General features: G+C 44.3%; 23 protein-coding genes. 12 read left to right on the top strand and 11 right to left on the bottom strand.

Annotation, left to right across the window (positions count from 1 at the left end; genetic code table 11):
• Positions 1 to 36: 36 nt before the first annotated feature.
• Entirely contained in the window at positions 37 to 537 is a 501-nt protein-coding gene (locus LFX25_RS09685) for an SRPBCC family protein (protein ID WP_238730056.1), read from the bottom strand.
• Positions 538 to 939: 402 nt separating this feature from the next.
• On the opposite strand from LFX25_RS09685, the gene LFX25_RS09690 reads away from it, so the two are divergent.
• Complete coding sequence (locus LFX25_RS09690) at positions 940 to 2,535, top strand: methyl-accepting chemotaxis protein (protein WP_238730057.1); 1,596 nt, start codon at positions 940 to 942, stop codon at positions 2,533 to 2,535.
• A gap of 37 nt (positions 2,536 to 2,572) precedes the next feature.
• On the opposite strand, the gene LFX25_RS09695 is transcribed toward LFX25_RS09690, so the two are convergent.
• Both LFX25_RS09695 and LFX25_RS09700 read right to left on the bottom strand, forming a co-directional pair.
• Positions 2,573 to 3,748 (bottom strand): hypothetical protein, encoded by a 1,176-nt coding sequence (locus LFX25_RS09695; RefSeq protein ID WP_238730058.1) that lies wholly within the window; start codon positions 3,746 to 3,748, stop codon positions 2,573 to 2,575.
• A complete protein-coding gene (locus LFX25_RS09700; RefSeq protein ID WP_238730059.1) occupies positions 3,745 to 4,587 on the bottom strand; it encodes a FecR domain-containing protein in 843 nt (280 codons plus the stop codon). Before LFX25_RS09700 ends, LFX25_RS09695 begins: the two co-directional genes overlap by 4 nt.
• A 135-nt stretch (positions 4,588 to 4,722) precedes the next feature.
• Here LFX25_RS09700 and LFX25_RS09705 point away from each other — a divergent pair, with 135 nt between their 5' ends.
• On the top strand, positions 4,723 to 5,007 hold the full coding sequence (locus LFX25_RS09705; protein WP_118955678.1) for a hypothetical protein: 285 nt from the start codon (positions 4,723 to 4,725) through the stop codon (positions 5,005 to 5,007).
• A 104-nt stretch (positions 5,008 to 5,111) separates the two neighbouring features.
• On the opposite strand, the gene LFX25_RS09710 is transcribed toward LFX25_RS09705, so the two are convergent.
• Positions 5,112 to 5,603: an LIC11966 family lipoprotein gene (locus LFX25_RS09710; RefSeq protein WP_238730060.1), complete on the bottom strand. Its 492-nt coding sequence runs from the start codon at positions 5,601 to 5,603 to the stop codon at positions 5,112 to 5,114.
• A gap of 528 nt (positions 5,604 to 6,131) precedes the next feature.
• On the opposite strand from LFX25_RS09710, the gene LFX25_RS09715 reads away from it, so the two are divergent.
• The gene (locus LFX25_RS09715; protein WP_238730061.1) at positions 6,132 to 7,454 is read left to right on the top strand and encodes a DDE-type integrase/transposase/recombinase; all 1,323 of its coding nucleotides are present in this window, start codon (positions 6,132 to 6,134) and stop codon (positions 7,452 to 7,454) included.
• A gap of 166 nt (positions 7,455 to 7,620) precedes the next feature.
• Here the strand turns inward: LFX25_RS09715 and LFX25_RS09720 are convergent, their stop codons facing one another.
• The gene (locus LFX25_RS09720; protein WP_238730062.1) at positions 7,621 to 8,286 is read right to left on the bottom strand and encodes an SMI1/KNR4 family protein; all 666 of its coding nucleotides are present in this window, start codon (positions 8,284 to 8,286) and stop codon (positions 7,621 to 7,623) included.
• Positions 8,287 to 8,446: 160 nt separating this feature from the next.
• On the opposite strand from LFX25_RS09720, the gene LFX25_RS09725 reads away from it, so the two are divergent.
• Positions 8,447 to 10,399, top strand: coding sequence for a glycoside hydrolase family 5 protein (locus LFX25_RS09725; RefSeq protein ID WP_238730063.1), 1,953 nt, complete (start codon positions 8,447 to 8,449; stop codon positions 10,397 to 10,399).
• Here LFX25_RS09725 and LFX25_RS09730 read toward each other — a convergent pair.
• The gene (locus tag LFX25_RS09730) at positions 10,389 to 11,537 is read right to left on the bottom strand and encodes a PHP domain-containing protein (protein ID WP_238730064.1); all 1,149 of its coding nucleotides are present in this window, start codon (positions 11,535 to 11,537) and stop codon (positions 10,389 to 10,391) included. The genes LFX25_RS09725 and LFX25_RS09730 overlap by 11 nt on opposite strands.
• Positions 11,538 to 11,779: 242 nt before the next feature.
• Here LFX25_RS09730 and LFX25_RS09735 point away from each other — a divergent pair, with 242 nt between their 5' ends.
• The 3 genes from LFX25_RS09735 to LFX25_RS09745 are packed head-to-tail and all read left to right on the top strand — an operon-like array spanning position 11,780 to position 14,229.
• Complete coding sequence (locus tag LFX25_RS09735) at positions 11,780 to 12,934, top strand: glycosyltransferase family 2 protein (protein ID WP_238730065.1); 1,155 nt, start codon at positions 11,780 to 11,782, stop codon at positions 12,932 to 12,934.
• Positions 12,935 to 12,958: 24 nt separating this feature from the next.
• Positions 12,959 to 13,504 carry a DJ-1 family glyoxalase III gene (locus LFX25_RS09740; protein WP_238730066.1) on the top strand — a complete coding sequence of 182 codons (546 nt, stop codon included), beginning with the start codon at positions 12,959 to 12,961 and terminating at the stop codon, positions 13,502 to 13,504.
• Entirely contained in the window at positions 13,501 to 14,229 is a 729-nt protein-coding gene (locus LFX25_RS09745; protein ID WP_238730067.1) for an SIR2 family NAD-dependent protein deacylase, read from the top strand. The genes LFX25_RS09740 and LFX25_RS09745 overlap by 4 nt, the downstream gene beginning before the upstream one ends.
• Before the next feature lie 130 nt (positions 14,230 to 14,359).
• Here the strand turns inward: LFX25_RS09745 and LFX25_RS09750 are convergent, their stop codons facing one another.
• From LFX25_RS09750 to LFX25_RS09765, 4 genes are read right to left on the bottom strand one after another with little or no spacing between them, the layout of a single operon-like run.
• Positions 14,360 to 14,974: a glutathione S-transferase family protein gene (locus LFX25_RS09750; protein ID WP_238730068.1), complete on the bottom strand. Its 615-nt coding sequence runs from the start codon at positions 14,972 to 14,974 to the stop codon at positions 14,360 to 14,362.
• Positions 14,975 to 15,001: 27 nt separating this feature from the next.
• Positions 15,002 to 16,072, bottom strand: coding sequence for a DUF1574 domain-containing protein (locus tag LFX25_RS09755; protein ID WP_238730069.1), 1,071 nt, complete (start codon positions 16,070 to 16,072; stop codon positions 15,002 to 15,004).
• A gap of 9 nt (positions 16,073 to 16,081) precedes the next feature.
• On the bottom strand, positions 16,082 to 17,566 hold the full coding sequence (locus LFX25_RS09760) for an MBOAT family O-acyltransferase (protein ID WP_238730070.1): 1,485 nt from the start codon (positions 17,564 to 17,566) through the stop codon (positions 16,082 to 16,084).
• Positions 17,567 to 17,568: 2 nt separating this feature from the next.
• Positions 17,569 to 18,072, bottom strand: a complete 504-nt coding sequence (locus LFX25_RS09765) for an NYN domain-containing protein (protein ID WP_118955687.1) — start codon at positions 18,070 to 18,072, stop codon at positions 17,569 to 17,571.
• A 72-nt stretch (positions 18,073 to 18,144) separates the two neighbouring features.
• Between LFX25_RS09765 and LFX25_RS09770 the strand changes: the two genes are divergently transcribed.
• From LFX25_RS09770 to LFX25_RS09780, 3 genes are all read left to right on the top strand, one after another.
• The gene (locus LFX25_RS09770) at positions 18,145 to 19,080 is read left to right on the top strand and encodes a hypothetical protein (RefSeq protein ID WP_238730071.1); all 936 of its coding nucleotides are present in this window, start codon (positions 18,145 to 18,147) and stop codon (positions 19,078 to 19,080) included.
• A gap of 235 nt (positions 19,081 to 19,315) precedes the next feature.
• The gene (locus LFX25_RS09775) at positions 19,316 to 19,807 is read left to right on the top strand and encodes an Mpo1 family 2-hydroxy fatty acid dioxygenase (RefSeq protein ID WP_238730072.1); all 492 of its coding nucleotides are present in this window, start codon (positions 19,316 to 19,318) and stop codon (positions 19,805 to 19,807) included.
• Positions 19,808 to 19,931: 124 nt separating this feature from the next.
• Entirely contained in the window at positions 19,932 to 20,510 is a 579-nt protein-coding gene (locus LFX25_RS09780) for a TetR/AcrR family transcriptional regulator (protein WP_238730073.1), read from the top strand.
• A gap of 4 nt (positions 20,511 to 20,514) precedes the next feature.
• Here the strand turns inward: LFX25_RS09780 and LFX25_RS09785 are convergent, their stop codons facing one another.
• Positions 20,515 to 22,167, bottom strand: coding sequence for a glycerol-3-phosphate dehydrogenase/oxidase (locus LFX25_RS09785; RefSeq protein WP_238730074.1), 1,653 nt, complete (start codon positions 22,165 to 22,167; stop codon positions 20,515 to 20,517).
• A 146-nt stretch (positions 22,168 to 22,313) separates the two neighbouring features.
• Here LFX25_RS09785 and LFX25_RS09790 point away from each other — a divergent pair, with 146 nt between their 5' ends.
• Positions 22,314 to 24,284, top strand: coding sequence for a SpoIIE family protein phosphatase (locus LFX25_RS09790; RefSeq protein WP_406600490.1), 1,971 nt, complete (start codon positions 22,314 to 22,316; stop codon positions 24,282 to 24,284).
• A 98-nt stretch (positions 24,285 to 24,382) separates the two neighbouring features.
• A complete protein-coding gene (locus LFX25_RS09795) occupies positions 24,383 to 26,074 on the top strand; it encodes an FAD-binding oxidoreductase (RefSeq protein ID WP_238730076.1) in 1,692 nt (563 codons plus the stop codon).
• Positions 26,075 to 26,096: the final 22 nt, after the last annotated feature.

Raw genomic sequence — 26,096 nt, forward strand, 5'->3', positions numbered from 1 at the left:
GAGCGCTTCTAAGAAATTCTTTTTTTTTGGAAAAGTTTAAGGAAATACCGTCTTCAGAATTTCGATTTCTTTTTTTAGGTTCGCATCCTTTCCTACGAGAGAAAAGATCGATCGGATCGGAATACTGGAAACCTCCGATGTTTCGGAAATCGTTATCTTCGTTTTGTTTCCCTCTGCACTGAGTTTATAATCCCAAATCCCTTTCATTCCGAAGCTGCTTTCTTTCATCTGAATCTGAACCCGAGAATTTTCCGCTCGTTCCAACATTTCGAAATGAATATAACCGCCCATATCCGTTCCTTCCTTCCAGATCGGATATCCTTTCGCGTTTTTTCCCTCGAATACGACTTCGGTGACTTCCGGTCTGTATTTCGGAATCGCCTCCAAATTCAAAAGATGTTGATACACTCGATCGACTGGAGCGTTGATCGTTTCGTTGATTTCGCCTTCGAACTTCGGATCGGCAAAAACTCCAAGCAGAAAAAATCCGATCACCAACACCGCAAGTCCGGCCAAAATTCTCAATATGAGTTTCATCGATTTTTAGTTTCCTTTTCGTTTTTAGAATAGAAACGGCAGAAACCTTTCTGTCAAGTGCAACGCATTCAGTTTCGTTGATTCGGTTTCGTTTTTAAAAAAGAATTTTGTCGTTCGGTGCGCCAGCGGCCGGAAGGGCGCGAAGCGGTTCCGAACTGCACGTTAGGAGCCATCGACTGCGACGATCGAATCCGCTCGCTCTTAAATACATTTCGGAACGGAAGCGTAAGCGCACCCCGGACGAGACGCGGCGCCGGAGCTTTTTTCGAAGTATTATATCCTTTGAATTTAATTTTCTCCGGCGGGCGCCCCAAGCCTATGTCCGCTTTTTATAAATTCGAAGTTTTTGCTTTTCTTTTTTGTCCGAACCTTTCAAGATAGGCCGTTCCAAAGGAGAATCCCATGCAGTCTGCGGCTCATTCCCAAAAATCTTCGATCCACCAGATCTGGAAGGACGGAGCCGTTGTAATCAACCGAATTCGTCTCGGGTTGGTTATCTTATTTTCACTTACGCTTCTGAGCGTTTCGAAGACCAACCACCCGACGCAGGTGATCGCGCACGTAGTCGGCACGGCTTTGATGGCGGCGTATTGTCTTTTGGAATTCGCACTCCATCGCACAGGCAAGATCGGCGTTCGTTTTCAGAAGACGTTAGTTCTCTTGGACGTAAACATTCTTTCCCTGACCTTGATGGCGGATTGTTCGATCGAACCGACGGTTTCTTCGGGAATTCTCGCCAACATGCTTATCTTTTTTATTTATTTCTACGTGATGATCTACTCCTCCTTTTTGGGTGAAAGAAGATTCGTGCTTTTGATCGGAGTTCTTTCCGCGTTAGGAATCATCGCTTCGATTTTCGTCGCTTGGAAGGGCGGGATGGTTTTGACGGAAAACCCCGAACTCGGAAAAGTTCCCGGTCACATGATCTTTTCGGTTCAGATCGTTAAGGTCACGTTCGTTTTCACGGCGAGTATCATTCTTTCGCAATTGATGAAGCTGTTCGGCAAATTGACGGACGAAGGCTCGAAACTTTACGAAGATTCTCAAGTTCTTTTGAACAAACTTACGCAGGATCGTCGGACCTTGGAAAAATCCGCGGAAAGTCTGGAAAATTCGATTCGTAAGTTCGCAGATTTTATCAACCGCACCGGCGAGAAGATGGAATCGCAAGCCGCCGCCATCGAAGAAGTGAACGCGGTCATCGAAGAACTTTCCGCTTCTTCCTCCAGCACCGCTCATTCGATTGAAACCCAGAATCTCAGTTTGGGCGAACTCGCGGGCAACGCCGCAAAGTTAGACGAAATTCTAAAGAACAGCGCGTCCTTGAGCGAGGCTCTCGCGACCTTTGCAAAAGAGAACAAAGAGGATATGGAGAACGTCACGATTGCCGCCGAAAAAACGAAATCCTATTTGGTGGACATTACGAATTCCTTCAACCGGGTCGACGAGATCAATCGGATCATGAGCGAGATCGCGGATAAAACGAACTTACTCGCTTTGAACGCTTCCATCGAAGCCGCAAGGGCAGGGGTTGCGGGTCGAGGTTTTGCCGTCGTCGCAAACGAGGTCAGCAAACTCGCAGAATTCACTTCCGGAAACGCAAAATCGATTTCGGATATCGTCAATCAGTCCCGCAAGTTCATCGAAGAGGCGAGGATCGCTTCCACGGAAACCGGGGATATGACCGAAAATCAAAAACTAAAAATTTTGGAGACCGCCGACCGGATCGACAAAATGAATCTGTTTTATCTCGAGCAAAAATCCATCATTCAAAAATTCGTATCGGAAGTGAGTCGAATCAAATCCACCTCGGAAGAAATCCTTCGAGCCACAAAAGAGCAGATGCTCGGTCAAAGGGAAATGGTACAGACGATGGGAAATCTCGGTACGGAGATCAACGAGATCAACGAGGATTCCGCCAAACTGCAGGAAGAAATCGTGAAGATCAAAACGCAGGCCTCGGACCTTCGCGTTTTGAGCGTTCAGTCCGCGCATTGATCTCTGTTTGAATCCGATTTTTCCGAAGTAGGGGACCCTACTTCGTTTGCGGTTTGATTTTTACTTTGGATTCTAAGGTCGGGCTTAGAATCGTATATTGCGCTTTTACGTTGGCGACATTTCCTACCTTATCGCTCACCCGAAAGTCGAAGTTATGTTTTCCGGCTTCCAGTGCGAGTCCTTCCGCGTAATTGCGATACTCGCTTCCGTTTACGCTGAATTGAATCGATCTCATGCCGGAGATCAAGTCCTCGCACTGAATTTGAATTTCGGTTCCGATCGGGAATAATTCTCCGGCACCGATCGGCGGACTCACACGACAGATCGGCGGATTGGAATCCAAGATTCCGTAAAAATTTTCTTCGGTACTATTTCCCGCGAGATCCCGAGCCTTCACGTCGATCCCGAAACTTCCGTCCTCGATCGAATTCGGAATTTGAAACCGGTAGAAATTTTTTTCCTGAGAAATCGGATTGACCGGAAATTTTTTACCGTTCTGAAAAAAGTAGAATTCCGCATCCGCAACTCCCGAAACGGCGTCTACGATTTCCACCTGAAGAAGTTGATCCCTTCTTGTGACGTAAACCGATTCCAGCTTCCATCCTTTTCCGATCTCGACTTTGACTTCGGGCTTCTTCGTATCCTGTACGACTTCCATCAACTTGGTCAGTTCCTTGACTCCCGAAGCCGTTTCGGAATAGAATTCAACGTCGTTCTTTCCTTCCTGAAGTCCGAAGATCGTTCCCTGATACTCTTTCCATTCTCCTTCGTTCACCCGAAAGAAAACCTTCACTCCGTTTCGGCCCGCACTCGGATTATCCAAAACGATTTTTTCGTTTTGAGTCGGAGAAAGAATGATCGCTTTGTTGTTTTGAGGCGGCGTCTTTCGTTCCAGCTTTACGAACGGTCGAAGCGAATCGATCGAGATCGCATCCGAAGGTTCTCCTCTGGATTCTTTTCTTCCGATTCCCAAGACACGGATATATCGTTCATTGCCTTCAGGGAAGAATCGAATCTGCCTTTCGTTGGTCGTAAGAGTTCTTTGGATCACTCGAAAATCGGAAGTATCCGAAAATTCAATTCGATAAGATTGCGCGGCCGAATCCGCTTTCCATCGAAGTTCGAGTTCCTTTCTATCTTGCGCTCCGACGGTTCCGATCCAAAGTAAAACGAGGACCGCCGTGATTTTGGCGAGGTTTTCGAACTTCTTCATTGGTTCTGGAAGTCCTTATCGATTTGAATTTTGCCAGGAATCGGGAACGGTTCCACGGGAGGTTTTCCTTTTTCCACGTAGGTTCCGAATCCCGCTTTCACATCCACGTCTTTTCCGGAAGCGGCGACATTAACGGTTCCTTCAAAACATCCCACGTCACTTCGTTCTTCACCCTCGTTGTTTACGTAGAATTTCGTTCCCCGAACACCCACGACCGCAACAGGAGTACTGATGACCAGTTTTTGAACCGTCTTCTTTGCCGTTTTGAAAATTCCGGGTTTCACATCGGCTTGTAGTTGCCCGTTTTCCAAAAAGATTTCGGGGGCTTCTTTTTTGGAAACGCGGAAGCTCGACTTTTCAAAAATTTTTACTTTGGTTTCGTTTTCCACAAAGGCTAAGAATGCGCCGGACTTTACTCCGGTTTTCAGACTTTCACCGTCTCTGAGAATTTGATTTTTTGATACGGCGCTCCAAACCGGATTTCCTTCCTTCGGTTTTTTAGAATATTCCACAACTCCGTGATATAGTTCGAGCGCGGCCATCGGTTGACCTTCGACTTCGACGACCTTTCTCAAGTGAACGGGAACCTTGAGAACCATTCCTTCCTTAATCAGAGAAGGATTTTGGATCTGATTGTATTTCAGAAATTCTTTCCATTTGCCCGGATCGTTTAGAACTTCTTTGGCGATTTTCGTAAGCGAATCGTTCTTTTTCACTTTGTATTCTTCGAGCGATTTTTCTTCGGAACCGGGTGAGGGATTTGCGGTTTGTGCCGTAAGGGAGAAGGATAAAAAACACACCAATACGTACGATATGATTCTCAAAGATAGAAGGGTCATAGTCCTGAATTCCTATTTTTTTCTGTGTAAAATTATTTCAGAAATTTGTTGATAAAACAGCAATTTTGAAAATAATCTCTTGAAATTTTAGACGAGAGAATTATTTATTTTCAGTTCATAAGAGAGGGATTTTCCGTGATTCAAAGATGGGTTGAAAGGGCGTTATTTGTTACATTGATTTTAGCGGGAATTCTGGCTCCCGGAAGAGTTTTTTCCCAAGCAAGCGACGCTGCGGCAGCGATTCAAGAAGCTTGCAACCGTTTGGTGAACGAGGGACTCTATAAGAGCTGTAAGGCGGCCCCCGGTTTTTCGGCGCACCAAGGCTATTACAGCCAATCCGCGCAGGTAAAATGCGAGTGCATCAACAAAAAGGATAACAACAAAACCATCGTTACCATCACTTTAGGACAGTATTATTAAGATTCCTTCCTGAACGCGCGCGACGCCGGAATTTTACCCTCCGGCGCGCTCCTTTTCCGATACGGCCCACATCGAAAGCGGTCGTATCGATTTTTATCAAAAGATTATTTGTTAAAATCCTTTTCAAACTTATCCGAAGCCGCATTCAGCTCGTTAGCCGCTTTTTCAAAGTCCTGATTGATCTTGTTCAAAAGAGTGTCGATTTTTCCTTCGTCGACTTTCGTTCCCGTTTTTAAACTCGTGCGAAGTTCGATCAGCTGTTTATAATCGTTGCTCACGCTGTTCTTATACGAATCGATCGCTTTGACAGCCGTATTCTTGAAATCGGAATTTCCTTTGAAATCTCCGATGCCTTTGAGGGTTTCGGAAGCCTTTACAAGTTTCGCTTCCCAAGATTTCCGTACAGTTTCCGCCTCAGAGTAATCTTCTTTTACCATCGCATCGTTGAGCGCATCCATATCATCAGTGGAACCGTTCAGGACATCCATGATTTTGTTGTTATAACTGACCGGATCTTGCGAGTTGCAGCCGATCGTCGCCAAAAGAAAAATGCAGCCAAGTGCCGCAAGAATTCGTGTCAAACTTTGTTTTTTCATACGCGCAAAATTCGACGGAAAGGAAGATTTGCAATTTCATTTTGTAGAAGCGCCTATGAGCGTATTTTAAAAATTATAAATAAAAATTGTTTCTTACGAAGAAGGAATAAAGTTTTCGAGAGCCGAAAGTTTTCTGGTCACCGAGTTATCAGTTGGAATTGTTCGTTCGGTGTGGGAGCGTTTTGCAGAAGTTCATGAGTGAGTCTTCGAGTCTTTTTATATTCTTTGGAAATGTAGGATCTCATACAAAATCATTCGAGAAAGACCTCACGAATCTTTTGAATATCAAAGCACAACTACAACGAATCGAGTGTAACCCATGTCTCCGGTTTAGAGTGTTACCGATGTGTATGGGTACTCTCGAAACCAGCTCTTTTATAATGCGACATAATATGTATTATCGGAAGTAACCTGTTGCATCACATAAGAATCTACTCCAAACTGTTTTTGAAAATCACGTAAAAATCTACTCCAAATCTTAAGGCGATTAGTCCAGGTGTATCTTCTTCCTTATAGGAGTACGCATGTATGGGACTCAATCTACGGGAGAGACAAATGGTCACGAAGATCTTCAAGGAGAGATACCGTTGGGCTTTTAAAAAAGAAAAAAGTCTGATCCTCGATGAATTTGTAAAAGTAACAGGATACAACCGATCCTATGCAAGGACGGTTCTACGAGGAGCCGCAGGGAAAAAATTCCCTTCAAAACAACTAAGAAAAAAGAATCCTGTTTATGACGATGAAGTTCGAAAAGCTTTGGAGTTTATCTGGGAAGTCCTGGATCGTATTTGTTCAAAGAGAATGAAAGCCGCAATTCCGGAAGTTTTAAAACAAATCGAACACTTACAAAATTATCCTCTTAATAAACATCTTAAAACAAGACTTCTATCCATCAGTTCTGCAACCATCGATCGATTACTCAGACAAATTCGATTCAAGTTTCGAGGACATGGCACTTCCACTACGAGACAACCTCGGTTTCTCATTGATAAAATCCCAATCAAAACTTTTGGAGAATGGAAAAATACGTCTCCCGGTTTTACTCAAGTGGATCTTATTGCTCATAACGGCGGAAATGTGTATGGAGGTTTTTTCTCGACTCTTTATGCAACAGACGTTTGCACCGGCTGGACAATTTGTATCTTAGTAAAGAACAAGACTGAATTTCAAATGCTAAAGGCTTTTTCCAGGCTTAGAAAGGCATTTCCATTCCCTTTGCTCGGAATCCATTCAGACAACGGTTCTGAATTTATCAATGATACAATTCTTCGCTTTGCGGCAAAATACCAACTTACTTTCACTCGGGGCCGCCCTTACAAGAAGAACGACAACCCGCATATCGAACAAAAGAACTATTCAGTCGTTCGAAGAAATACCGGTTATCTCAGATTCGATAGACCGGAACACGCAGATTCCTTAAAAGCCCTCTATTCTTATCTGAATCTTTACAACAATTTCTTCTTACCCGTTATGGTTCTGGTAGAAAAACACCGGATCGGATCCAAAGGAATCCGAAAATACGACGAACCAAAATCACCTTACAGCAGAGTTTTAGAAAGAAAAGAGGTTTTGAAAATTACAAAGAAGGAATTGATCTCTTTCTATTCGTCCTTAAATATTTTCGAACTCAAAGAAAAGATCAATCAACTTCAAGCACAGATTGTTCGGTCAGCCGCACCAATCCGAAATCCAATCGAAAAAGTTAGAATTCGGAGAAAGAAAGGAATTATTCATACTATCCCTGTTTGGAGAAGAGAAATTAACTCGGAAACAAAAAATCCTTTTATCGAAAGACAGAGAATCGAAGAATTAAGACGGGCAAGTGAAAAGCTCTGGAACAACAGAAAATAGTTTACACCTTTTGAATATTCTTCTATATTTGGAGTAGATTTTTATATGATTCCCCTCGCCTCTTTAGAGTCGTTTTTTCGTGATGCAAGTCGAGTAAAAGATGTTCTATAAAAAATCAAAAAACTCAAACCTTTCTATTTCGCATCGTTTCACTTCGATTTGCTTTTTATCTACAATACATTCTACTGATCCAGATACCAAGAATTCCGATCGCAACAGCAACGATCCATTCTATAAAATCGGATTTCGTTGGCGTCTTTGGCAGAAACCTGCGAAAAAGTTGTAAAAATATAGAAGAAGCCTTCCTTGAATTCTTCCGACTTTCCTGTTTCCGTGTAAATTCCTCTAAATCCTGCGTAGAACAAATTCCAATGTCTGCATCATACGTCAATTCACCGGATTTCAAACCGGCGATCAAGGAGCGGATATAAGCTTCTGGAGACTCGGCCCGAACCGGACGTTCCGGATCATCGTGATAAAATTCCAGAACGCTGCCCGTTAGAAGGTCAACGACCAAATATTGCCCGGCAGAATCAGATGCAAAGGGAAACCAATTTTTTTCCCACCAATGATCTTCGTACCAGCCTTCTTCCAATGCCAGTGCATCCATGCTTTTTTTCGATTCGATCGCATCCGCGCTGCTCAGAAATGTATACGCTTCAAAAATCGGAACACATTCTTCTTTTTGACCATCGGCAAAAGAATATAACTCTCTCAAAGAAACAGGAAAGTCTTCTAAACCGAAATGTGCCTTCGCATTCAATATGGCGTTTTTATTTCCGGCTTTTATCCAAGTAAGTTTCAGAAGTTCTTGAAGAGCATTTCGAATCATGCTTCTGGATGAAAAGAATTCGTATCTTTGTCAATCGAAAAGCGCCCCTTTCACTCATTCGTCGATAGAATGTGATCTTTTATAAGAACAATATAAGGGAAATCTTGTAGAAAAGTAACGGCAATCGCTAAGATCAATTTAAAAAAATGGAAAGAATACAATGCGGAAATTAATTTTAGGCGCATCGCCGAACAAAAACAAATCGAATCGAAATCAAATTTCAATCGGACTTCTCGTTTGCCTTTTTACGCTTCAATTTTTAATCGGATGCAACGAAACGTCCTCAGAAAATGGTACGGAAACGATTCTTTCTTTGTTTTTCCGTCCGATCGGATCGATCGCAGAAAGCTCGGCGCAATTTCCAAACTACAACGCAACTTCTTCCTTTTTATCTACTACTACGCTCAATCCGAGCGTTCCGTTGAGTACCGACGGGCGATATATCGTCGATTCCAATCGAAATCGTTTCAAGCTCAAATCCGTCAATTGGTACGGCGCGAGTGATACACAGTATGTCGTCGCCGGTCTGGACAAACAGCCCATTACCCATATCATTTCCTTGATTCAAGAATGGGGATTCAATTCGGTTCGACTTCCCTTTTCCAATCTAATGCTTCATCAAATCACGCCCGTATCTAACGAATCGGTCGCGGCCAATCCGCAATTTTTCGGAAAGACTCCATTAGAAGTTTATGATGCAACAATCCACGCCTTGACCCAAGCGGAAATCGTCGTCATTCTCAACAACCACACCACATTTTCCGAATGGTGCTGCGGTTACGATTACAACGGTCTTTGGTACCATGCCGGCTCTTCGTTCGCCTACAACCAAACGACGGAAATGTGGCAGGCGGATTGGCTAACGATGATTCGTCGCTATAAAAACAATCCGATGGTCGTCGGAGCGGATCTTAGGAACGAGGTTCGTACGATGCGCAAAGGCGACACACATATTCCCGATAGTCCGAACTGGGGAATGAATGATGCAAACGACTGGCATAAAGCATCGCAAGAAATGGGCGTTCTGATCGCACAAGAAAATTCTAATATTCTTGTAATCGTGGAAGGAATCAATTGGTGGGGACTCATTCCGATTTTGGGCTCGGGGGAACGTCCTCATCTAAAACCGATCAAGGATCTTCCGGTTCATCTTCCCGTTTCCAACAAACTCGTCTATGCGGCTCACAATTACGCGTACATCGGACCGAACCACAATGGAGACGACTCGACTTCGGGTGGAAACATCAAATACCGCGAAATGGACGAGAATACGTTTAAGTCCACGGTTCAAAACGAATGGGGTTACGTCGTTACTCCGGAAATGTATTATTCCGCTCCGGTTTGGTTGAGCGAATTCGGCGCCTCTCCTTCCTCAAGCGGCGTACAAGATCAAGAATGGCTGCGCCGTTTGACGGATGTTTTAATCGAACGTGATATGGATTTCGCGTATTGGCCCTTAAACGGAAACGACGAATGGGGACTTTTATCCAGCGACTGGTCGAGAACTCTCAAAGAAGATTGGCGATTTCAACACTTAAACCGACTTCTATCCACAAACGGTCGAACAGGCTTCACGCAGGAAAATCATTTTTCGAATCTTTGGATCGGTTCCGGGAACGACAACAGCTCCACGATCACAAACGACTGGGACAACGGCGCAAACAAGGGAACCTGCCCGGACGGATATCGTTTGAACGGACTCAGCACCAATCAAAAAGCGCTTTGTACGGACATCGTCACGAGCAATCTCTGGAACTCCAATCGTAACTACAACGTCCAAGCCGTCTATGAAACCCCTACGCGCTATCATGGAACGGGAGATTGGGCGGGCGGTTTTACGAAATACGAATGTCCGCAGAATTTTTACGTTTCCGGTTTTTCCAAACGTTCTTGGGGGACGAGCGGAATCCTTTGTTCGCAAAGCAGAATCAATTTAAGCAATTCCTGCAGAACGATCTGGTTTGATCGAGGCGACAATTGCTCTTCGATCAAAGGGGGAGATTGGGCGTACGGTTCTTACAAAGGTCAATGCGGAGATCAAGAATATGCGGGAGGAATCGCGCAAAGAAACGGAGGAGCAAGCGCCCTTCTCTGCTGCCGAATCAATCCTTAGGATCGAGAGAATTCTCCGTTTGATTTTCTTCCGGTTCGGGAATTCGATAAAACGGATTCGAGACAATGGAACCGGAAGGAAAAACGACTCGCAAAATCACGTATCCGTCTTCCGGACGAATCGTAAATTCCGCTTTTTGTTTTTGCCGTTCTTCCTTTAAAATCGTTCCGCCTTTTCCGATAAACTCGGCCTTGATGAACGTTTTAGGAAACTCGGCGACGATCGTATTTCGATCCAACCGAAGTTCGGAAATTTTAGGATCATCCATATAATCAACAAGCTTTATTACAGAAACGTAATTCCCTTTTTTTAGATTCGCAGTGATTTCTTTCGGATCATACGAATTCGTATTCAAAAGAACATAACGCACAAAGGCGTCCCCCGCGTTTTGTTCGGAAAAAGTAAGTTCGTGAAAGATTCTCTGATACAGAGGAAGTTTCATCGCGCGGATGAATTCTCCCGGAAAGTAATGCAGATCGTCTCCGCTCGTAGCCAAAATCGGAGTTCCTTGATCCAAAAGTCGGATCCATTCTTGAAACGTATCTCCGTAGGGTGAAAAAACTTCCACCGCATCGACTCCTCTCAATCGTTCAATCAAAGAATAAGAGATCGAACCTTCCAAACCGGGATGGCTGATCGAAACAAAGGCTCCCGACTTGTGCATCTGATCGATCGTCCATTGAATGTTTTCCGCAGAAGCGTACAAAGGAAAGAAGTCAGGAACGGCAACCTTGGTTCCCAACGCCAGAATATGCTTTCGATTGAAGTCCCTCCCCCATTCATAACCGGGAAAAAATCTCGGTTCTTTGGAATCGATTCCGCTGATCTTCAGATAATCGGTGATTCCGACGAGGTCGTATCGCTTATCGAGATACTTTTCCTGAATTTCCCGAGGAGGACTTCGAAACGGAGAAAAACCGTCCCGATCCGAATGAAGATGAAACGCGAATTTGAGCCAACGGTGTTTCGTCGACGAATAGGAAGAATGAATTCGATTTCCGAAAAACGGAAGTTTCAAGTGAGAATCCAGTTCCTGATACAAAAGAAAAGAAGTCAGAAAATGAGTAACTCCTAAGAACGCAAAGGCGCCTAAGATTCGACGCCAGATTCGGGGATGGATTCTTCTTTTGAACGCCATACGGATTCCATGAAAGGACGGATCGAATTTATGAGAAAAGTTTTTCGATTCACAGCGTTTTTTTACGTTCTTCTTTTTTAAAACCTTTCTCAAAATGTCAGAGATTTGTAATTTTTCAAAATCGCCGGTTCGGTTCGATTTAGGCGGGAAACCTCGAATCGAAATCGAATTTTAAAATAAGTAAGTGTACACTTAATTATTGATTTTACAAATGATCCGACTTCTAAAATTCTAAGAAACCGATGACAAACCCGGAAATTTCCGTCATTCTCCCTACTTACAACGAAAGAGAAAACGTTCCGATCTTACTTCCGAAAATCGCGGAAGCGCTGAAAAACGCATCCTTTGAAATCATTCTCGTAGACGACAACAGCCCCGATAAAACATGGGAAGTCGCGGAAGCGCTCCAAGGCAAATTCCCTACGTTAACGGTTCTCCGAAGGATGGAAGGTCGAGGACTTTCCTCCGCGGTTCTTTCGGGAATGGCGATCGCGAAAGGAAACGTGTTTGCCGTGATGGATGCGGACTTACAACACGACGAAAGAATTCTTCCCGCTTTGGTTCAACCGATCTTAAAGAACGGTTTTGAGGTAAGCATAGGAACCCGTTATATGAACGGAGGTTCCACATCCGATTGGTCTTTCTTACGGAAGAGCTTCAGCGTGTTCGCGACCAAGCTAGCAAAGTTTCTTTTACCGATTCCGATCTCCGATCCAATGAGCGGATTTTTTGCGATTTCCCGTTCGTATTTTCAGAAAACGGCGGATCGAATCAATCCGAGAGGGTTCAAAATCCTATTAGAATTTTTGAATGGAGCCGGGCAAACTCCTAAAATCTTCGAAGTGCCGTTTACGTTCCGCAGCAGAGAATTCGGCAAAACGAAATTGGACGGCTCGGTGATTCGGAATTATCTGATCGCACTACTCGATCTTCGTTTCGGAAAAAAAATCTCTCCTACGTTTCTTCTGTATTCCTTGGTTGGTTCCTTCGGAGTTCTCGTAAATTTATTCGGACTTGTAATCGGTGAAACCTTTCGTTTTCCGGAGATTTCCACCCCGTTTCGATTTTTAAATCCGGTTTACAGTTCGGTTCTATTCGGAATCGAAATCTCCATTCTTTCCAATTTTGTCCTGAACAACTATCTTACGTTCTACGAAAAAAGATACGTAGGAATCCGGCTCGTTCAAGGTCTGATTCTGTTTCATCTCGTAAGTCTTTTGGGACTTCTGATTCAGATCAGCGTATTTCAGCTTTTGTATCACCGAATTTTTCTTTTGGAATTGAATTCTTCCGGACTTCCTGTTAAATTTTTATCGGATTCGCTTGCCATTTTAGCGGCGATGATCACAAATTATTTCTTAAACTTGAACGTCACCTGGAAAGGTTCCAGGGATTGATTTCGTTTTCAAAGGAGAAAGTCCATGCCCAAGGTTTTGGTTCCTTTTGCGGAAGGAATGGAAGAAATGGAGGCGGTTATCATCGTGGACGTACTGCGCCGGGGCGGGGTGGAAGTCACGAGCGCTTCTTTAAAGGAAGGAGAAGTCAAAGCGTCCCGAGGAGTTCGGATTTTAGCGGACACGACCCTGGACCGAGTCGACTTGAAACATTTCGATATGATCGTTCTTCCAGGAGGTGGTCCCGGAACCAAAGCGCTCGGAGCCGATCCCAAAATCGCGGAACTCCTAAAAGAAGCAAAACAAAAAGGGAAATGGATCGGAGCGATCTGTGCGGCGCCTAGTGTATTAGTACATCAGAATATTCTCACTTCCCAAGATAAGTTCACGGCGTTTCCCGGAATCGTATCCGACGCCCCGGGTTATACGGGTTCCCGACTGGAAATTTCCGGAAAAATCGTGACGAGCGTCGGCCCCGGTTCGGCGTTTGAATTCTCCCTCGAACTCGTTAAAATTCTTTGCGGGGAAGAATCCATGTTGAAAGTGAAATCCTCGCTTCAACTCGCTTCATGAAAGAATTCTTATCCGAACACAAACATTCGTTTCAAAAAATCACCGCGATCAGCGGAGCGGGAATTTCCGCAGAAAGCGAAATACCCACGTTTCGCGGCGCGGACGGCCTTTGGAATAATTTTCGCGCCGAAGATCTCGCGACTCCGCAAGCCTTCGAAAAAGATCCCAAGTTGGTTTGGGAATGGTATCTCTGGAGAAGAAACATCATCGAAAGCAAGGCACCGAACCCGGGCCATACGGCTCTTGCCGATTTAGAAAGATCACATCCCGATTTTTTCCTCATTACGCAGAACGTGGACGGACTCCATGAAACAGCCGGTTCCCGGAAGCTCGTCGAAATTCACGGGAACATCTTTCTCAATCGTTGTGTTTCCTGCGGACAAGAATCCAAGGAAAAAATTTCCGAATCGGATTCTCTTCCTCCAAGATGCAACTCATGCGGAGGTCCGCTTCGACCCGGTGTGGTTTGGTTCGGGGAAAGTTACGACGAGGACAAACTCAATCTTTCGATCGCGAGGATGCAAAACACGAATCTATTGTTGATTTTAGGAACATCCGGTTCGGTGAGTATGCCGGTCTATTTAGCTCAAATCGCAAAACGTTCCGGCTCCCTATTGGTGGAGATCAATCCGGAACGTTCCTCCTTTTCCTCTTCGGTGGATTTATTTCTGCAAGGAAAAACGGGAAAGGTTTTGCCCGAACTGGTGGAACAGATTCTAAAGTAAGGTTTAAGGTTCTTCCGTCGACTGAAACATTTTCGAAATTTTATGGCCTTGGTTAAATCCGCTCGCGATCAACGGGAAGAAGGATATCGATCGGTATCATTGGAAACTTTTTAAAAAATCTCGACTTTCTTCAAACGCCTTGCAACTCGATCCCTTCCATCGAAACATAACCAGGTAGGCTTTCGATGCGTTTCAGCCAAGCGCGGATTTTTTCATACGGTTTTAAATCAATCTTTCCTTCGTGAGCCAGCGCGATATAAGGATACAGCGCGATGTCCGCGATCGTGATTTTATCACCGATCAACCACGGATCTTGTTCCAATTGGTTTTCCAGAATCCGCAACAGGTCGTTCGTTACCGAAAGCGCCCCGTCCTCATCGATCTTTCGTCCGAATTTATGATGAGCGCGTAACGCAGCCGGACCGCGCCCCACTTCGTTCGCTGAGGTCGAAATCCATTGGATTACCTTGGCTGCTTCAAAACTCGAGCCGGGAAACCAATCCTCTTTTTTTCCGTATTCCAGAGCGAGATAGACCAAGATCGCATGGCTATCACGGACGATGACTTCTTTGTCCTTCAAAACGGGAACTTGTCCGAACGGATTCTTTTTTAAGAAGCCCTCGGACTTTTGTTCTTTTCCTTTTAAATCTATGGAAACGCTTTCATATTTCAAATTCAGGAAAGACAACAACATTCGCACCTTATGCGAATTTCCCGAAATCGCAGATTCAAAAAGTTCAATCATCGGCTTCTCTTCTCCATTCCCAACCATTCATTTCGGCAATCGTTTGAAAATAAAATCCGCATAGTCGTTAAAACAGCTCGGAGACATGTGGCCCGGGTCGCTGAAATCGTCGCAATGATATTCGGGATCTTCGTTCATATTCCAAAATTCGGTTTCGGTAGACGTATGCAATTTTTTTAATATCGGAATCATGATGTCATACGGGGTTCGTTCGTCCTTCTCGTTCGTTAGAACCTTGCGCGTTTTATACAGTTCGAAATAAGGACGGGCTACGCGTACCCAAATCGTGGCAAACGGAACCCCGCTTTCTTTAACGATTTTTATAGCATCCTCTTGATTCGCCAACATCTTGGGATTGAACGTAAACGGAGTGAGATAGGATTTAAAATCCGTATTGGATCTTTTTTTCAAAAGTTCCGTAGGCAACACGATCCGCGGACTTGCGTCTGACGTGGCGCTTCCTCTTTGTTTTTTGAGATTTTCCCAGATTTCGGAACGAAGTTTGCTGTAACCGGCGGCAAGCATTCCCCCGTCTTTTACCCTCGCCCGGATCACATTCATGCGGGGACGGTTCTTGTGCGTATGAAATAATTTCTTTGCGATATATCCGGTCAGATCCGAAGAAGAATATCGATCTGCGTGGCGGAAAACAAAGGACGCGCTGAGTCCGTAAAAAAGAACCTCGTCCAAAGTAAGAACGGAGGAAGAATTGAAAATTTCGATCGATTCATCCATCAGGATAAAATCGGGTTTAACCGCGTCTGTTTTAAATCTCTCCAGCCAATATAGATAATAATCCGGAGATCCGCCCGGCACGGAAAAATTGAATAAAACCCAATCGGGATATTTCTTTTCTATATAATCGTTTCTGAATAGAAGGGCTCTTGAATTTCCGAAATAAACCAAAACCTTCTTGCGATCCTTTTTTTGGAGATAGTCTTTGAGTTCGTCGAACAGGAATTCCTTATGTCTAAAGTTCAAATCCGAAAGGGTCAGCGAATAATAAGGCTCGAACGCGGTGGAACTGATGAGTTTATCGATTCCGAATGCGAGCAGAAAAATGATAAAAGGAACGAGTAGAAATCGATTTCGAAACATTCTATTTTCCTAAAATTTATAATAGATGAACGCGCCCGAATCTTCCGAAAACAACGCGAGTAAAAACACGGTAAGAACGCCCAATCCCGTCAAAAGCCAAGGATCGTATTTCCGAAAACGCTTCCAAAAATCGGGAACGTATTGAACCCAGTTGAACAGAACGAGCGCGAGAAAGAGATAAAAGAATTTCTCCACATTCTCCATTTGTTTGAGGAGAAAAAAAGAATTTCCGTCTATCAAAGTTCCGGCGTCGTTCAACCAAGCAAGAGAAGAAGAAGCGATCTGTGTTTCGATCGTATCGGGAGAATTTAGAAAAATTCCCGTTACGTGTTGCACCATCGTCTTTGCGTTATCCGCGCGGAACAATACCGCACTAAAAGAAAATAGGTTAAACACGATACAAGCCTTGATCACTTTCAGGAAAACGTTCTTTTCCGGAGTCAACTTCCAGCCGAGAGAAGTTTCCAAATATCGTTCTCCGGCGAGAAGACATCCCCAATAAAATCCCCAAGCGATGAACGTATAATCCGCTCCGTGCCAAAAACCTCCGATGGTCATGGTCAAAATCAGATTCAAGTGCGTTCTCCATTGTGCGACCTTGCTTCCGCCCAAGGAAAAATAGATATAATCGCGGAGCCAAAAAGACAACGTTATGTGCCATCTCTGCCAAAGTTCTCTTCCGCTGAGAGAAAAGAACGGAGCTTTGAAGTTTTCCGGCAGATAAAATCCGAGAAGCGCCCCCACTCCGCGCGCCATATCCGTAAGCCCGGAAAAGTCGCAGAACACCTGGATCGAATATCCGATCCCCGCCAAGATCAACGAGTACGAATCGTATGTTTGGGGACTTGAAAAAATCGGAGAAATCAATCCGGCCGCGGGATCGGCGATCAGGACTTTTTTGATCAAACCGCCGATCATCAGATAACAGCCGTTATAGATTTTATCGCGGTCGGGTTCGAGGTTGTTCAGATTCGGGAAAAAATCCCCCGTTCTCATGATCGGCCCCGCAATCAAAACGGGAAAAAATAATACGAACAGAAAATACCCTTTGAGAGAAATCGTTTCTCCGGTAGGATTTCTTCTCGCGTCCACCGCCGCGGCGATCATCTGAAAGCTGTAAAAGCTGATCGCCAAAGGAAGAATGATATGAACGATGCCTTGGATCTCGGTGAAAAACGGATAACCGGTGACGTCCGCAAGAACGCGGGAAAAGAAATAAAAGTATTTGAAAAATCCCAAATTGACGCAGTTAAAAAGAACCGACGCAATCATCCAGTGTTTGGAACCGTCCTTCGACGTTTTGATTCTCAGATAAAAAAAGTAATTCAGAAGAATCACCGCGACAAAGTGAAGGAAAAACACCCAGGAAAACCAGACGTAAAAGAACGCGCTGGAAAGAATCAGAAAATCGGGACGGATCTTTTTCGGAATCGACCAATAGATTACATAAACAACGGCAAAGAAAATCGCAAACGTAACGGAGTTGAACAGCACTGTTATCTGCCTTTCCTAAATAAATTTTTCCAGTATTCCACTTCTTCGGAGTTCAGTTTTTTATCTTTGAATTCTTCGGAGTCCGCTTCGATTTTTGGAGGAGAGATTTCGGCGAGTACAAGAGATGCGAATTCTTCGGAAGTGATCGGATGAGCGCCCCATTTTTTCGCGTGAAAAAAAATCTCCTTATCCGAACTGACCACTTGAATCTCCGATGGACGCACGTTCGTTCGAACGAATTCTTTAATCACGTCGTCCGCTTTTCGTTCTCGACTGAAATATACGTTCAGTTTTCCGAAATTTTCCTGATAGACTTCGCTACCGACTTCTTTCTTTCCATCGAAGAAAACGTGAAAGGTTTGTTTTTTCTTTTTTTTGGAATACGATTCTAACAATTCCAACAGTCCTTGTCTCGCTTTGGAAAGCCGATTCTGATACATACATTCTTCCAAATCCGGAAATTTATAGATCAGATTGAAACCGTCAATTGCCACTTGAGAAGACATGGAATTGTAGTGACCAGAATCCCATTCTCGTAAATACTGTAAACCAACCTTTCCGGGGAGAGTATGAGTAAAATGGCTGATTCCGAACGTTATCCGGTCCGGGTCAACAAATTTAACGTCTGGCATTTTTATCTTTGGCTCAAGGCGTTGCCCGGGTCCGGAAGAGATTTGTTTCTTCTTTCGCTGGCGGCTTTGGACGTTCTTCTACTTTTGATCTACAACTCGTATAAAGAAATTCTTCCGAAAGAATTGTACGCGTATATGATCGGTTTCGACTTCTTCGTATTAGTCGTGTGGGTAATGGAACTGATCACTAAGTTTCGAAAATCGAAAGATCCGAGCACGTATTTCTCGATGAACTGGTACGAAATCGTGGGTGTGATTCCGTTTTATTTTCTCCGTCCCTTTTTGCTTTTGCGGGGAATGAAGATTCTCATCGCATTTTACAAGTTAGGTCAATCCGGACAAAACCTAAGCGATATCGTCACAAGAGAAATCACCTTTCGGTTTCGGGATGTGATCGTGGATACGATCGCCGACGCCGTATTTCTGCATTCTTTGGAAAGAGTGGAAGAAGTGATGATCCGCTTGGATTATAGTCAGCTCGCCAAACGCGCCTTCGAACTTCATCAGAAAGAATTCAACGCCAAGGTAAACGAATCCCTTCAATCCAAGTTCTTATTGGGAGAATTGTCCAGAATCCCGTTTATGGGAGAAATTTCCAAACGTCTCGGAGAAGATATCAGTTCGATGATCACCGAGGTTTTGGAAAACCAAGTCACCGGCGAAATCATGAAACAAATTACGGAAGCGATTTTGAAAGAAATGGCCAATCACGTAAAACGACTTCCGATCGAACGAATCACCCGCCCCCTCGAAGTGGAATCGCCTCGACAGCAATCTACGATCGTTCCAACCGCTTCCGTTGAAACGAAAACACCAATGGACTCCGCGGTACCATCGACAGAAAATCCGGAAAATCCTCTCCCCGAAACGACTTCGGATTAATTTTTGAGAAGCTTTTAGCGCGTCTTTCGACTAAATGTAAAAAATAGGCTCCTTTGAAAAAATGGTCCGAACTTATAAGATCCGACTTTTTGTACAGACTACCGAAATCCCAAGGGAATTTGGTACGATAACAAACGTTTCACCTTCGGAAAATGGATTTTATTCACTAAGTTCGAAAAAAACACTTGCGATTCTATTTCGAACGTTTAAAATTTTTAACAGAGAGGAGTTTTTTATGAAATCCGTTGAAACTTGGTTTAACGAATACGCGGAAAGCCACCGAAACCCGATCAACAAAAACATCCACTGGGTTTGTGTTCCGCTGATTTACTTTACTGTCATCGGTCTTCTTTGGTCCATTCCAGTGCCTTCTTTTTTTCAGTCCGTTCCTTACTTGAACTTTGCGACTTTGGCTCTTGTGTTTGCACTCGCTTTTTATGTAAGACTTTCCGTGACCTTAGCCCTGGGAATGTTCTTTCTCAGTTCTTTCATGATTTATTTGATCGTGATTTTGCAACGGACCGTCCTTCCGATCATGTTCGGGACGTACGCCTACGGTATTTTAGAACTTTCGATTACGATCTTTGTTCTCGCTTGGATCGGACAGTTTATCGGTCATAAGATCGAAGGCAAAAAGCCTTCCTTCTTCAAAGACCTTCAGTTTTTGATGATCGGTCCGATTTGGCTGTTAGGATTCGTTTATCAAAAACTAAGAATCGCCTATTGATCGTTTTGCGATCCTTCTTTGTTGGAATCTCCCCGATCCAATCTTCTTGACCGGGCCGGGCGATTTCAACATCACGGAATACGAGTTTGACAATAAATAAATATAAAAATCTGAGGAAGTCCCGATGCCCAAGATAGTGAATCATGAAAAATACAAAGTGGAGATCCTATCCAAGTGCGTGGATATTCTCGCGCGAAGAGGTTACTCCGCGGTTTCGATGAGAGAAATTGCAACCGAACTCGACGTTTCCACGGGCACCTTATATCACTATTTTGCAACCAAAGAAGATATCTTTAAGGAGTTGGTAAAGTTCGTTCTCAGCAAGGACATCGAGGAATTACAACTTTATTCCAAAGGAAATCCCGGACAAACGCTCGAATCCAGAGTGGAATCCCTTTTCCAAATGATTCAAGCCAGAGAGGCTTACTTTCAGAACCTGCTCTACATCATCTGCGACGTTTCGCGTTTGAAAAATCACGAAGAAGAAAAAACTCTGATCGCGGACGCAATGAAGGAATACGTCAATATTATCACGAAACACTTAGGTGTTACGAATCCGACTCTCAACCGGATTTTAATCAGCGTGATTTTGGGTACGGTCGTTCAAAGAATCGTGGACGGAGAAGCGATCAGCCTTGCGGACACTTCCGAGATCATCAAGGACTTTATGTCCATTCTTCTTTCCAACTCGTTTACGTTTTAAAACTTCAATAAATTTTATAACGTTCTTCGACCGATTTGATCTCTTTCGAAACACGGCTCGCGTTCCAGCCCAAGTGTTTTCCGAGAGAACGGACGATTTTTGCGGTTTCTTTTTCTTCCGGTAAACCGGGAACTCCTACTCCGGATCTTCTGAAAAAGAAATCGGTCGCAAAACGAATGTCTTCCCGTTTTGCGATAAACCGCAATTCGCTTTCAAAGAACTTTTCCCCGTTTTGCAAAGTATAGAATTCTTCTTTGGCCGAACTTCTTTCCAGTACCTGCACCGCTTGCGAACCGTATCGAAACGCGATGTTCTCGATCAATTCACCGTTTAATTTCGGGAATTTGATTCCGAGTTCGTTGATGAGCGTGGAAAGATCAGAATAATTTCCGGTCGCAGGAGGAACCGTCGCCGTTTCGCAGGCACGAAACTTACCGGGAAGATATTCCGCAACCTTATTCACGACGGCTTCTCCAACAGCGCGACTCGTCGTATATTTCCCTCCCATCGCCGTGAAAAAACCCGGAAAGCCGGATTCTTTGTGATCGAAAATTTCCGTTTTACGGGACGCGTTATAAGTGGATTTGGTTTCGCCGGGATCTTCCACCAAAGGTCTTAGTCCGCCGTAATAAAAATCCACGTCTTTCAAGGTGAGATCGGTATAACCGTACGTATAGTTGACTTCGTTTAACAATTCTTCGATGTCTTTTTTAGTGACTCGAAATCGATCCGGATTATCGGGATATTCCGTATCGGTCGTTCCGATGATGGTTTTGTTTCTCCAAGGAATGACGAACAAATGGGTTCCGTCCTTCTTCTTGGTTACAAAAACTTTGTCTCCGCAGATTTTTCTAGTAACGACGTGAATTCCTTTGGAACGCACGAGATGTTTTTCGATTTCCGCTCCGGCAAGAGATTCGACAAAATCGGCCCAAGGTCCGGCCGCGTTTACGACCGTTTTCGCTTGAAAAGAAGTTTCCTTACCGGAAATTTTATCTTTCGCAATCACTGTATACATGGAATCGCCGGAGTGAACGATCTGAATTGCTTCGGTATAATTCTTCGCCTCCGCCCCTCGTTCCCTCGCGGAAAAGATAAATTCGCAGGTATGTCGCTCCGGATTCAAATTTAGATAATCGTAGTAAAGATAAGAACCTTTCAGATTTTCACGATCCACAGTTGGAGATTCTAAGATCGTTTGTTCTCTTGAGAGAAAGCTGTATTTGGGAATCAAACGATCCTGAGATAGATTCGTATTCCGGTCGTAGGAAAGCGCATTGTACATCTCCATACCGGCCTTTAAAACAAATCGTTCGATATTCGAATAGATTGGTACCAAAAACCCCATGGACTGAACCGCTTGCGGAGTGATTCGGGCAAGGGTTGCCCTTTCCCGAAGAGATTCGCGCACGAGCCCGAGTTCGAAATTCTTGAGATACCGCAAGCCGCCGTGAATCATCTTCGATGTCGCCTGACTTGTCCCGGAAGCATAATCGTTTTTTTCCAAAAGTATCGATTTCATGCCTCGTAACGTAGAATCCCAGAGGACCTGAGCCCCCGTAATTCCACCTCCAATCACTAACAGGTCGTAGACGGTCGATTCTGAACTTCGGTTCATTCTTGGGGTCGCACTCGGCAATTTTTTAGATATAGGCATGGGGATTCTTTTTCATAAAAATATGACAGGATCAATCCTCTTATATCGGTTGTGCAAAATCAATAATTTTATAATTCGACTTCTTGGATTCTAAAATCGAAAACTCTGATTGAAAAAAAAGTAATTCTGAAAAGATTTGAGCTACGATGAGTTTGTCTAATTCTTTCAAAAGATACCTGCGCCTTCTATTTGACATCAATGAAGATAGGATCCGGCATGAGAGAGAATATATGGACGATCTCCATAGACAGGCTCGATTTCTCCATTACCCGGGTTCCATTATCGGAATCTTCGTTTGGCTCGGATTCGCGTTAGACACCGATCGAAAGCTTCACCCCGAATTTCCGGAACTATTTTATTTCCGAATCGGTCTTACTCTCTTAAGTCTTTTTTTCCTTGTCGCTCTGATCATCGATCGTGTTTTAGGAACCAAAATTCGCGGGAAAGGATTGGAATGGGCCTACATTCTTTTTCTTTATATTTTGAATGCGACGGCCTTTTTTACGGGAAGAATCGCGGATGATCCGAATTACGTTTCCGGTTTACAGATCGTGGTCATGTCCATAGTATTCATGCCCTTTCCCCGGAAATTTTTATTTTCCGTTTACGGGCTTTCCATCGCTGCCTTTCTCTGCGGCGTTCTCCTCTACCATCCGAATCTTTCCACGGACCAGGCGTCGTATTCGATGCAGAATCTTGCGATCAGTTACGTCCTCGCGGCATTCAGCGGATTTATCGTGGAACGATACCGTTTTTCCAACTTCATCAGTCATTTTAAGATCTTGGAAAAGAATCGTGAAATCTCGGAGAATATGGAGCAAATCCAAAACTTAAAGGAAAAACAGGACGGAGATTATTTTCTTACTTCTCTTCTTCTCGATCCTTTGATCGCAAAGAAGACCGAGAACGGTCCCGTCAAAATCGATTTCGCTCTCAACCAATATAAGAAATTCATGTTTCGCGAAAAGGAATACGAACTCGGCGGCGATTATCTCAGCGCCTACGATCTAACTCTTCAAGGAAAAAAGTTCAAAGCGTTTATCAACGGAGACGCGATGGGAAAATCCATCCAAGGGGCCGGCGGGGCGCTCGTCTTGGGGGCCGTTTATAACTCGGTCATCATCCGTTCCAAAATGGATCCCGATTCGGCGGATCGTTCTCCGGAACGCTGGCTCAAGGATTGTTTTACGGATCTTCAAAAAGTATTCGAAACCTTCGACGGAAGTATGCTCGTTTCCGCGGTTTTAGGACTTGTGGAAGAAGAAACGGGAACATTATACTATTTGAATATAGAACATCCTTGGCTGATTCTTTTCCGAGACGGAAAAGCTTCGTTTATCGATCCGGAAACCCACTTTTACAAACTCGGCGTGGGCGGAATCAACGCTCAAGTTTATGTGCGGCTCTTTCAAATGAAACCGGGCGATCGGATTTTCTGCGGTTCGGACGGAAAAGACGATCTGATCCTGGACGAATCCGCGGACGGGAAAAGAAAGATCAACGAAGACGAAACGGAATTCTTACGCAGAGTGGAAGAGGCAAAGGGAGAATTGTCGGAGATCGAAAATCTACTTTTATCCGTGGGCAGTTTTTCGGACGACTACAGTCTTTTGTCCATCGAATATAACGGAAAGGGCTTCCGATCGGAAACAAACGATCGATTCTCCCGTGCAAAAAAAGCGGCTCTTTCCAAAGACTTTTCAGGTGCGTTGAAAGAGTATGAAAATTCCGAGAAGGATATTTCCGATTCTCCCGAAGAACTCAAACTCCTCGCGAGACTTTTGGAAAAATCGGGAGATATCGGCCGCGCCCTCGAAAACGCGAATCGCGCCTTATATCTGGATCCGGTGGATCATGAACTTCTTTTATATTCTTCCGTTTTGGCAAAACGGGAATATTCCAAAAGTAAGAATGCAGAGCTTTTGAAAAAAGCGGAGGAATCCAGCGAGCGATTCCGGCTTCGTTTTCCGAATCATGTCAAAAATTTAATTCATCTCGCGGACATCTATCGGCTTCAGGGCAATCGCCCTCGAGCCAAGTATTTGATCGAAAGAGCGGCCGAACTGGAACCGAACAACGAAAAAGTTTTGGAATTGCAAAAGCTGATCTCTTCGTAACGATTCGATCGGAATTCTGTTGCGAATTTCGATCGAATCTGCATGCTTGGCGATTCGGACAGTTTTATTTTTAAGAATCATTCGGAGATTTTAAAACGATGTTTTATACGGAACTCAATTCAAAGATAGACTATTCAAGGGATAACTTGAGATGGAACGCATGGGGCGCCTACGGACAAGACTTCTTTAGAGTCGGTCAGATGCAGGACATCCTCGCCTTTCTCGCGGACGAATTCAAGATCTCCGAGATTCGAAAAACCCCTCCGGTTGCCCTGGAAGAAATCACACTTCCGAAATCCTCTTTGAGTCCCGCTCAAATCCGCGAACTCGGCAAAATCTGCGGAAGCAAACATTTCTCCACCGAACGTAGAGAAAGAGTTCTTCATTCCGCGGGAAGAAGCTACTACGACGTTCTTCGACTTTCCTTCAACACTCTCAAGGCGTTCGTAGACGGAGTTATTTATCCAAGTAAGGAATCCGAGATCGCAAAGATTTTGGAATACTGTAGTAAAAACAACATCACCGTAATTCCATTCGGAGGAGGTTCCTCCGTGGTCGGCGGTTTGGAAGTGGTAAAAGGGAAAGGGCAAAAAGCGGTTCTTTCATTGGATACGACCAGGATGGATTCCCTCTTATCCTTGGACAAAGAAAGTTATCTCGCGACCTTTCAAGCGGGGATTTACGGACCCAAACTCGAAAAATTGTTAAACGACAAAGGATTTACTCTCGGACATTTTCCTCAGTCTTTCGAATATTCTACGTTAGGCGGATGGATCGCGGCGAGAAGCGCGGGTCAACAATCCAATCGCTACGGTAAAATCGAGGAAATTCTTACGAGCTTGAAAGTAATCACTCCTTCCGGAACGGTGGAAACACTCCGAGAACCGGCCTCTTCCACGGGACCGGATCTGAATCAGATCTTTGCGGGAAGCGAGGGCTTGCTCGGAATCATTACCGAGGCGACCGTCAAGATTCACAAACTTCCGGAAACGAGAAAGTATTTCGGAATCGTTTTCCCGAACTTTGCGGCCGGTTTGGATTTTATCCGTGAAGTCAATCATAGGGAAATTCCGACTTCCATGATTCGTCTTTCCGATAAAAACGAAACTCGTTTGTATCAAACGTTAGGCACTCTCGGTAAGAAAAACACTCCGATCCGCTGGATCAAAAATATCATTCAAAATCAGGTTCTACGCTGGAAGAATCTCGGCGAAGATAAATGTGTGATTCTTTTGGGACTCGACGGAACGAAAGAGGACGTTTCTCAGAATTTCTCCAAGATCAAACCTCTGATCGGTAAACATAAGGGATTGTATGCCGGAACACATCTCGGAGAACAATGGATTCATTCCCGATACAACATGCCTTTCTTACGCAATCACGTGATGGAAAACGGCCTCGGTGTGGATACGATGGAAACCTCCACGACCTACGACCGGGTTCTACATCTTCACAAGGAAGGGATCGCTTCTCTGGAAAAATCGATTCCGGGTTCGATTGCGATGTGTCATATCTCTCACAGCTATCACGAAGGGGCGTGTCTCTATTATACGATCCTGTTTCCGATGGACGAAAAGAAACCGGCGGATCAGTGGTTTAAGATGAAACGGATGGTTTCGGATACGTTCTATCAAAACGGAGCGCCGATCTCCCATCACCACGGCGTCGGATTCGATCACAAGGTTTGGTATGAAAAAGCGACTTCCAAACCGGTGCTACTCGGGTTACGCGCTTTCAAAAAAGAAGTAGATAAAAAGGAAATTTTAAATCCTGGGAAAGTGTTTCACTGAAGTAAGATTTTTAAAATCAAAA

This window comes from Leptospira sanjuanensis, from assembly GCF_022267325.1.
GTDB classification, from domain to species: domain Bacteria; phylum Spirochaetota; class Leptospiria; order Leptospirales; family Leptospiraceae; genus Leptospira; species Leptospira sanjuanensis.

What these genes read in the sequence shown, in the direction of transcription:
- LFX25_RS09685 (WP_238730056.1), bottom strand. Translation starts at nt 537, where the DNA reads ATGAAACTCATATTGAGAATTTTGGCCGGACTTGCGGTGTTGGTGATC.
- LFX25_RS09690 (WP_238730057.1), top strand. Translation starts at nt 940, where the DNA reads ATGCAGTCTGCGGCTCATTCCCAAAAATCTTCGATCCACCAGATCTGG.
- LFX25_RS09695 (WP_238730058.1), bottom strand. Translation starts at nt 3,748, where the DNA reads ATGAAGAAGTTCGAAAACCTCGCCAAAATCACGGCGGTCCTCGTTTTA.
- LFX25_RS09700 (WP_238730059.1), bottom strand. Translation starts at nt 4,587, where the DNA reads ATGACCCTTCTATCTTTGAGAATCATATCGTACGTATTGGTGTGTTTT.
- LFX25_RS09710 (WP_238730060.1), bottom strand. Translation starts at nt 5,603, where the DNA reads ATGAAAAAACAAAGTTTGACACGAATTCTTGCGGCACTTGGCTGCATT.
- LFX25_RS09715 (WP_238730061.1), top strand. Translation starts at nt 6,132, where the DNA reads ATGGGACTCAATCTACGGGAGAGACAAATGGTCACGAAGATCTTCAAG.
- LFX25_RS09720 (WP_238730062.1), bottom strand. Translation starts at nt 8,286, where the DNA reads ATGATTCGAAATGCTCTTCAAGAACTTCTGAAACTTACTTGGATAAAA.
- LFX25_RS09725 (WP_238730063.1), top strand. Translation starts at nt 8,447, where the DNA reads ATGCGGAAATTAATTTTAGGCGCATCGCCGAACAAAAACAAATCGAAT.
- LFX25_RS09730 (WP_238730064.1), bottom strand. Translation starts at nt 11,537, where the DNA reads ATGGCGTTCAAAAGAAGAATCCATCCCCGAATCTGGCGTCGAATCTTA.
- LFX25_RS09735 (WP_238730065.1), top strand. Translation starts at nt 11,780, where the DNA reads ATGACAAACCCGGAAATTTCCGTCATTCTCCCTACTTACAACGAAAGA.
- LFX25_RS09740 (WP_238730066.1), top strand. Translation starts at nt 12,959, where the DNA reads ATGCCCAAGGTTTTGGTTCCTTTTGCGGAAGGAATGGAAGAAATGGAG.
- LFX25_RS09745 (WP_238730067.1), top strand. Translation starts at nt 13,501, where the DNA reads ATGAAAGAATTCTTATCCGAACACAAACATTCGTTTCAAAAAATCACC.
- LFX25_RS09750 (WP_238730068.1), bottom strand. Translation starts at nt 14,974, where the DNA reads ATGATTGAACTTTTTGAATCTGCGATTTCGGGAAATTCGCATAAGGTG.
- LFX25_RS09755 (WP_238730069.1), bottom strand. Translation starts at nt 16,072, where the DNA reads ATGTTTCGAAATCGATTTCTACTCGTTCCTTTTATCATTTTTCTGCTC.
- LFX25_RS09765 (WP_118955687.1), bottom strand. Translation starts at nt 18,072, where the DNA reads ATGTCTTCTCAAGTGGCAATTGACGGTTTCAATCTGATCTATAAATTT.
- LFX25_RS09770 (WP_238730071.1), top strand. Translation starts at nt 18,145, where the DNA reads ATGGCTGATTCCGAACGTTATCCGGTCCGGGTCAACAAATTTAACGTC.
- LFX25_RS09775 (WP_238730072.1), top strand. Translation starts at nt 19,316, where the DNA reads ATGAAATCCGTTGAAACTTGGTTTAACGAATACGCGGAAAGCCACCGA.
- LFX25_RS09780 (WP_238730073.1), top strand. Translation starts at nt 19,932, where the DNA reads ATGCCCAAGATAGTGAATCATGAAAAATACAAAGTGGAGATCCTATCC.
- LFX25_RS09785 (WP_238730074.1), bottom strand. Translation starts at nt 22,167, where the DNA reads ATGCCTATATCTAAAAAATTGCCGAGTGCGACCCCAAGAATGAACCGA.
- LFX25_RS09790 (WP_406600490.1), top strand. Translation starts at nt 22,314, where the DNA reads ATGAGTTTGTCTAATTCTTTCAAAAGATACCTGCGCCTTCTATTTGAC.
- LFX25_RS09795 (WP_238730076.1), top strand. Translation starts at nt 24,383, where the DNA reads ATGTTTTATACGGAACTCAATTCAAAGATAGACTATTCAAGGGATAAC.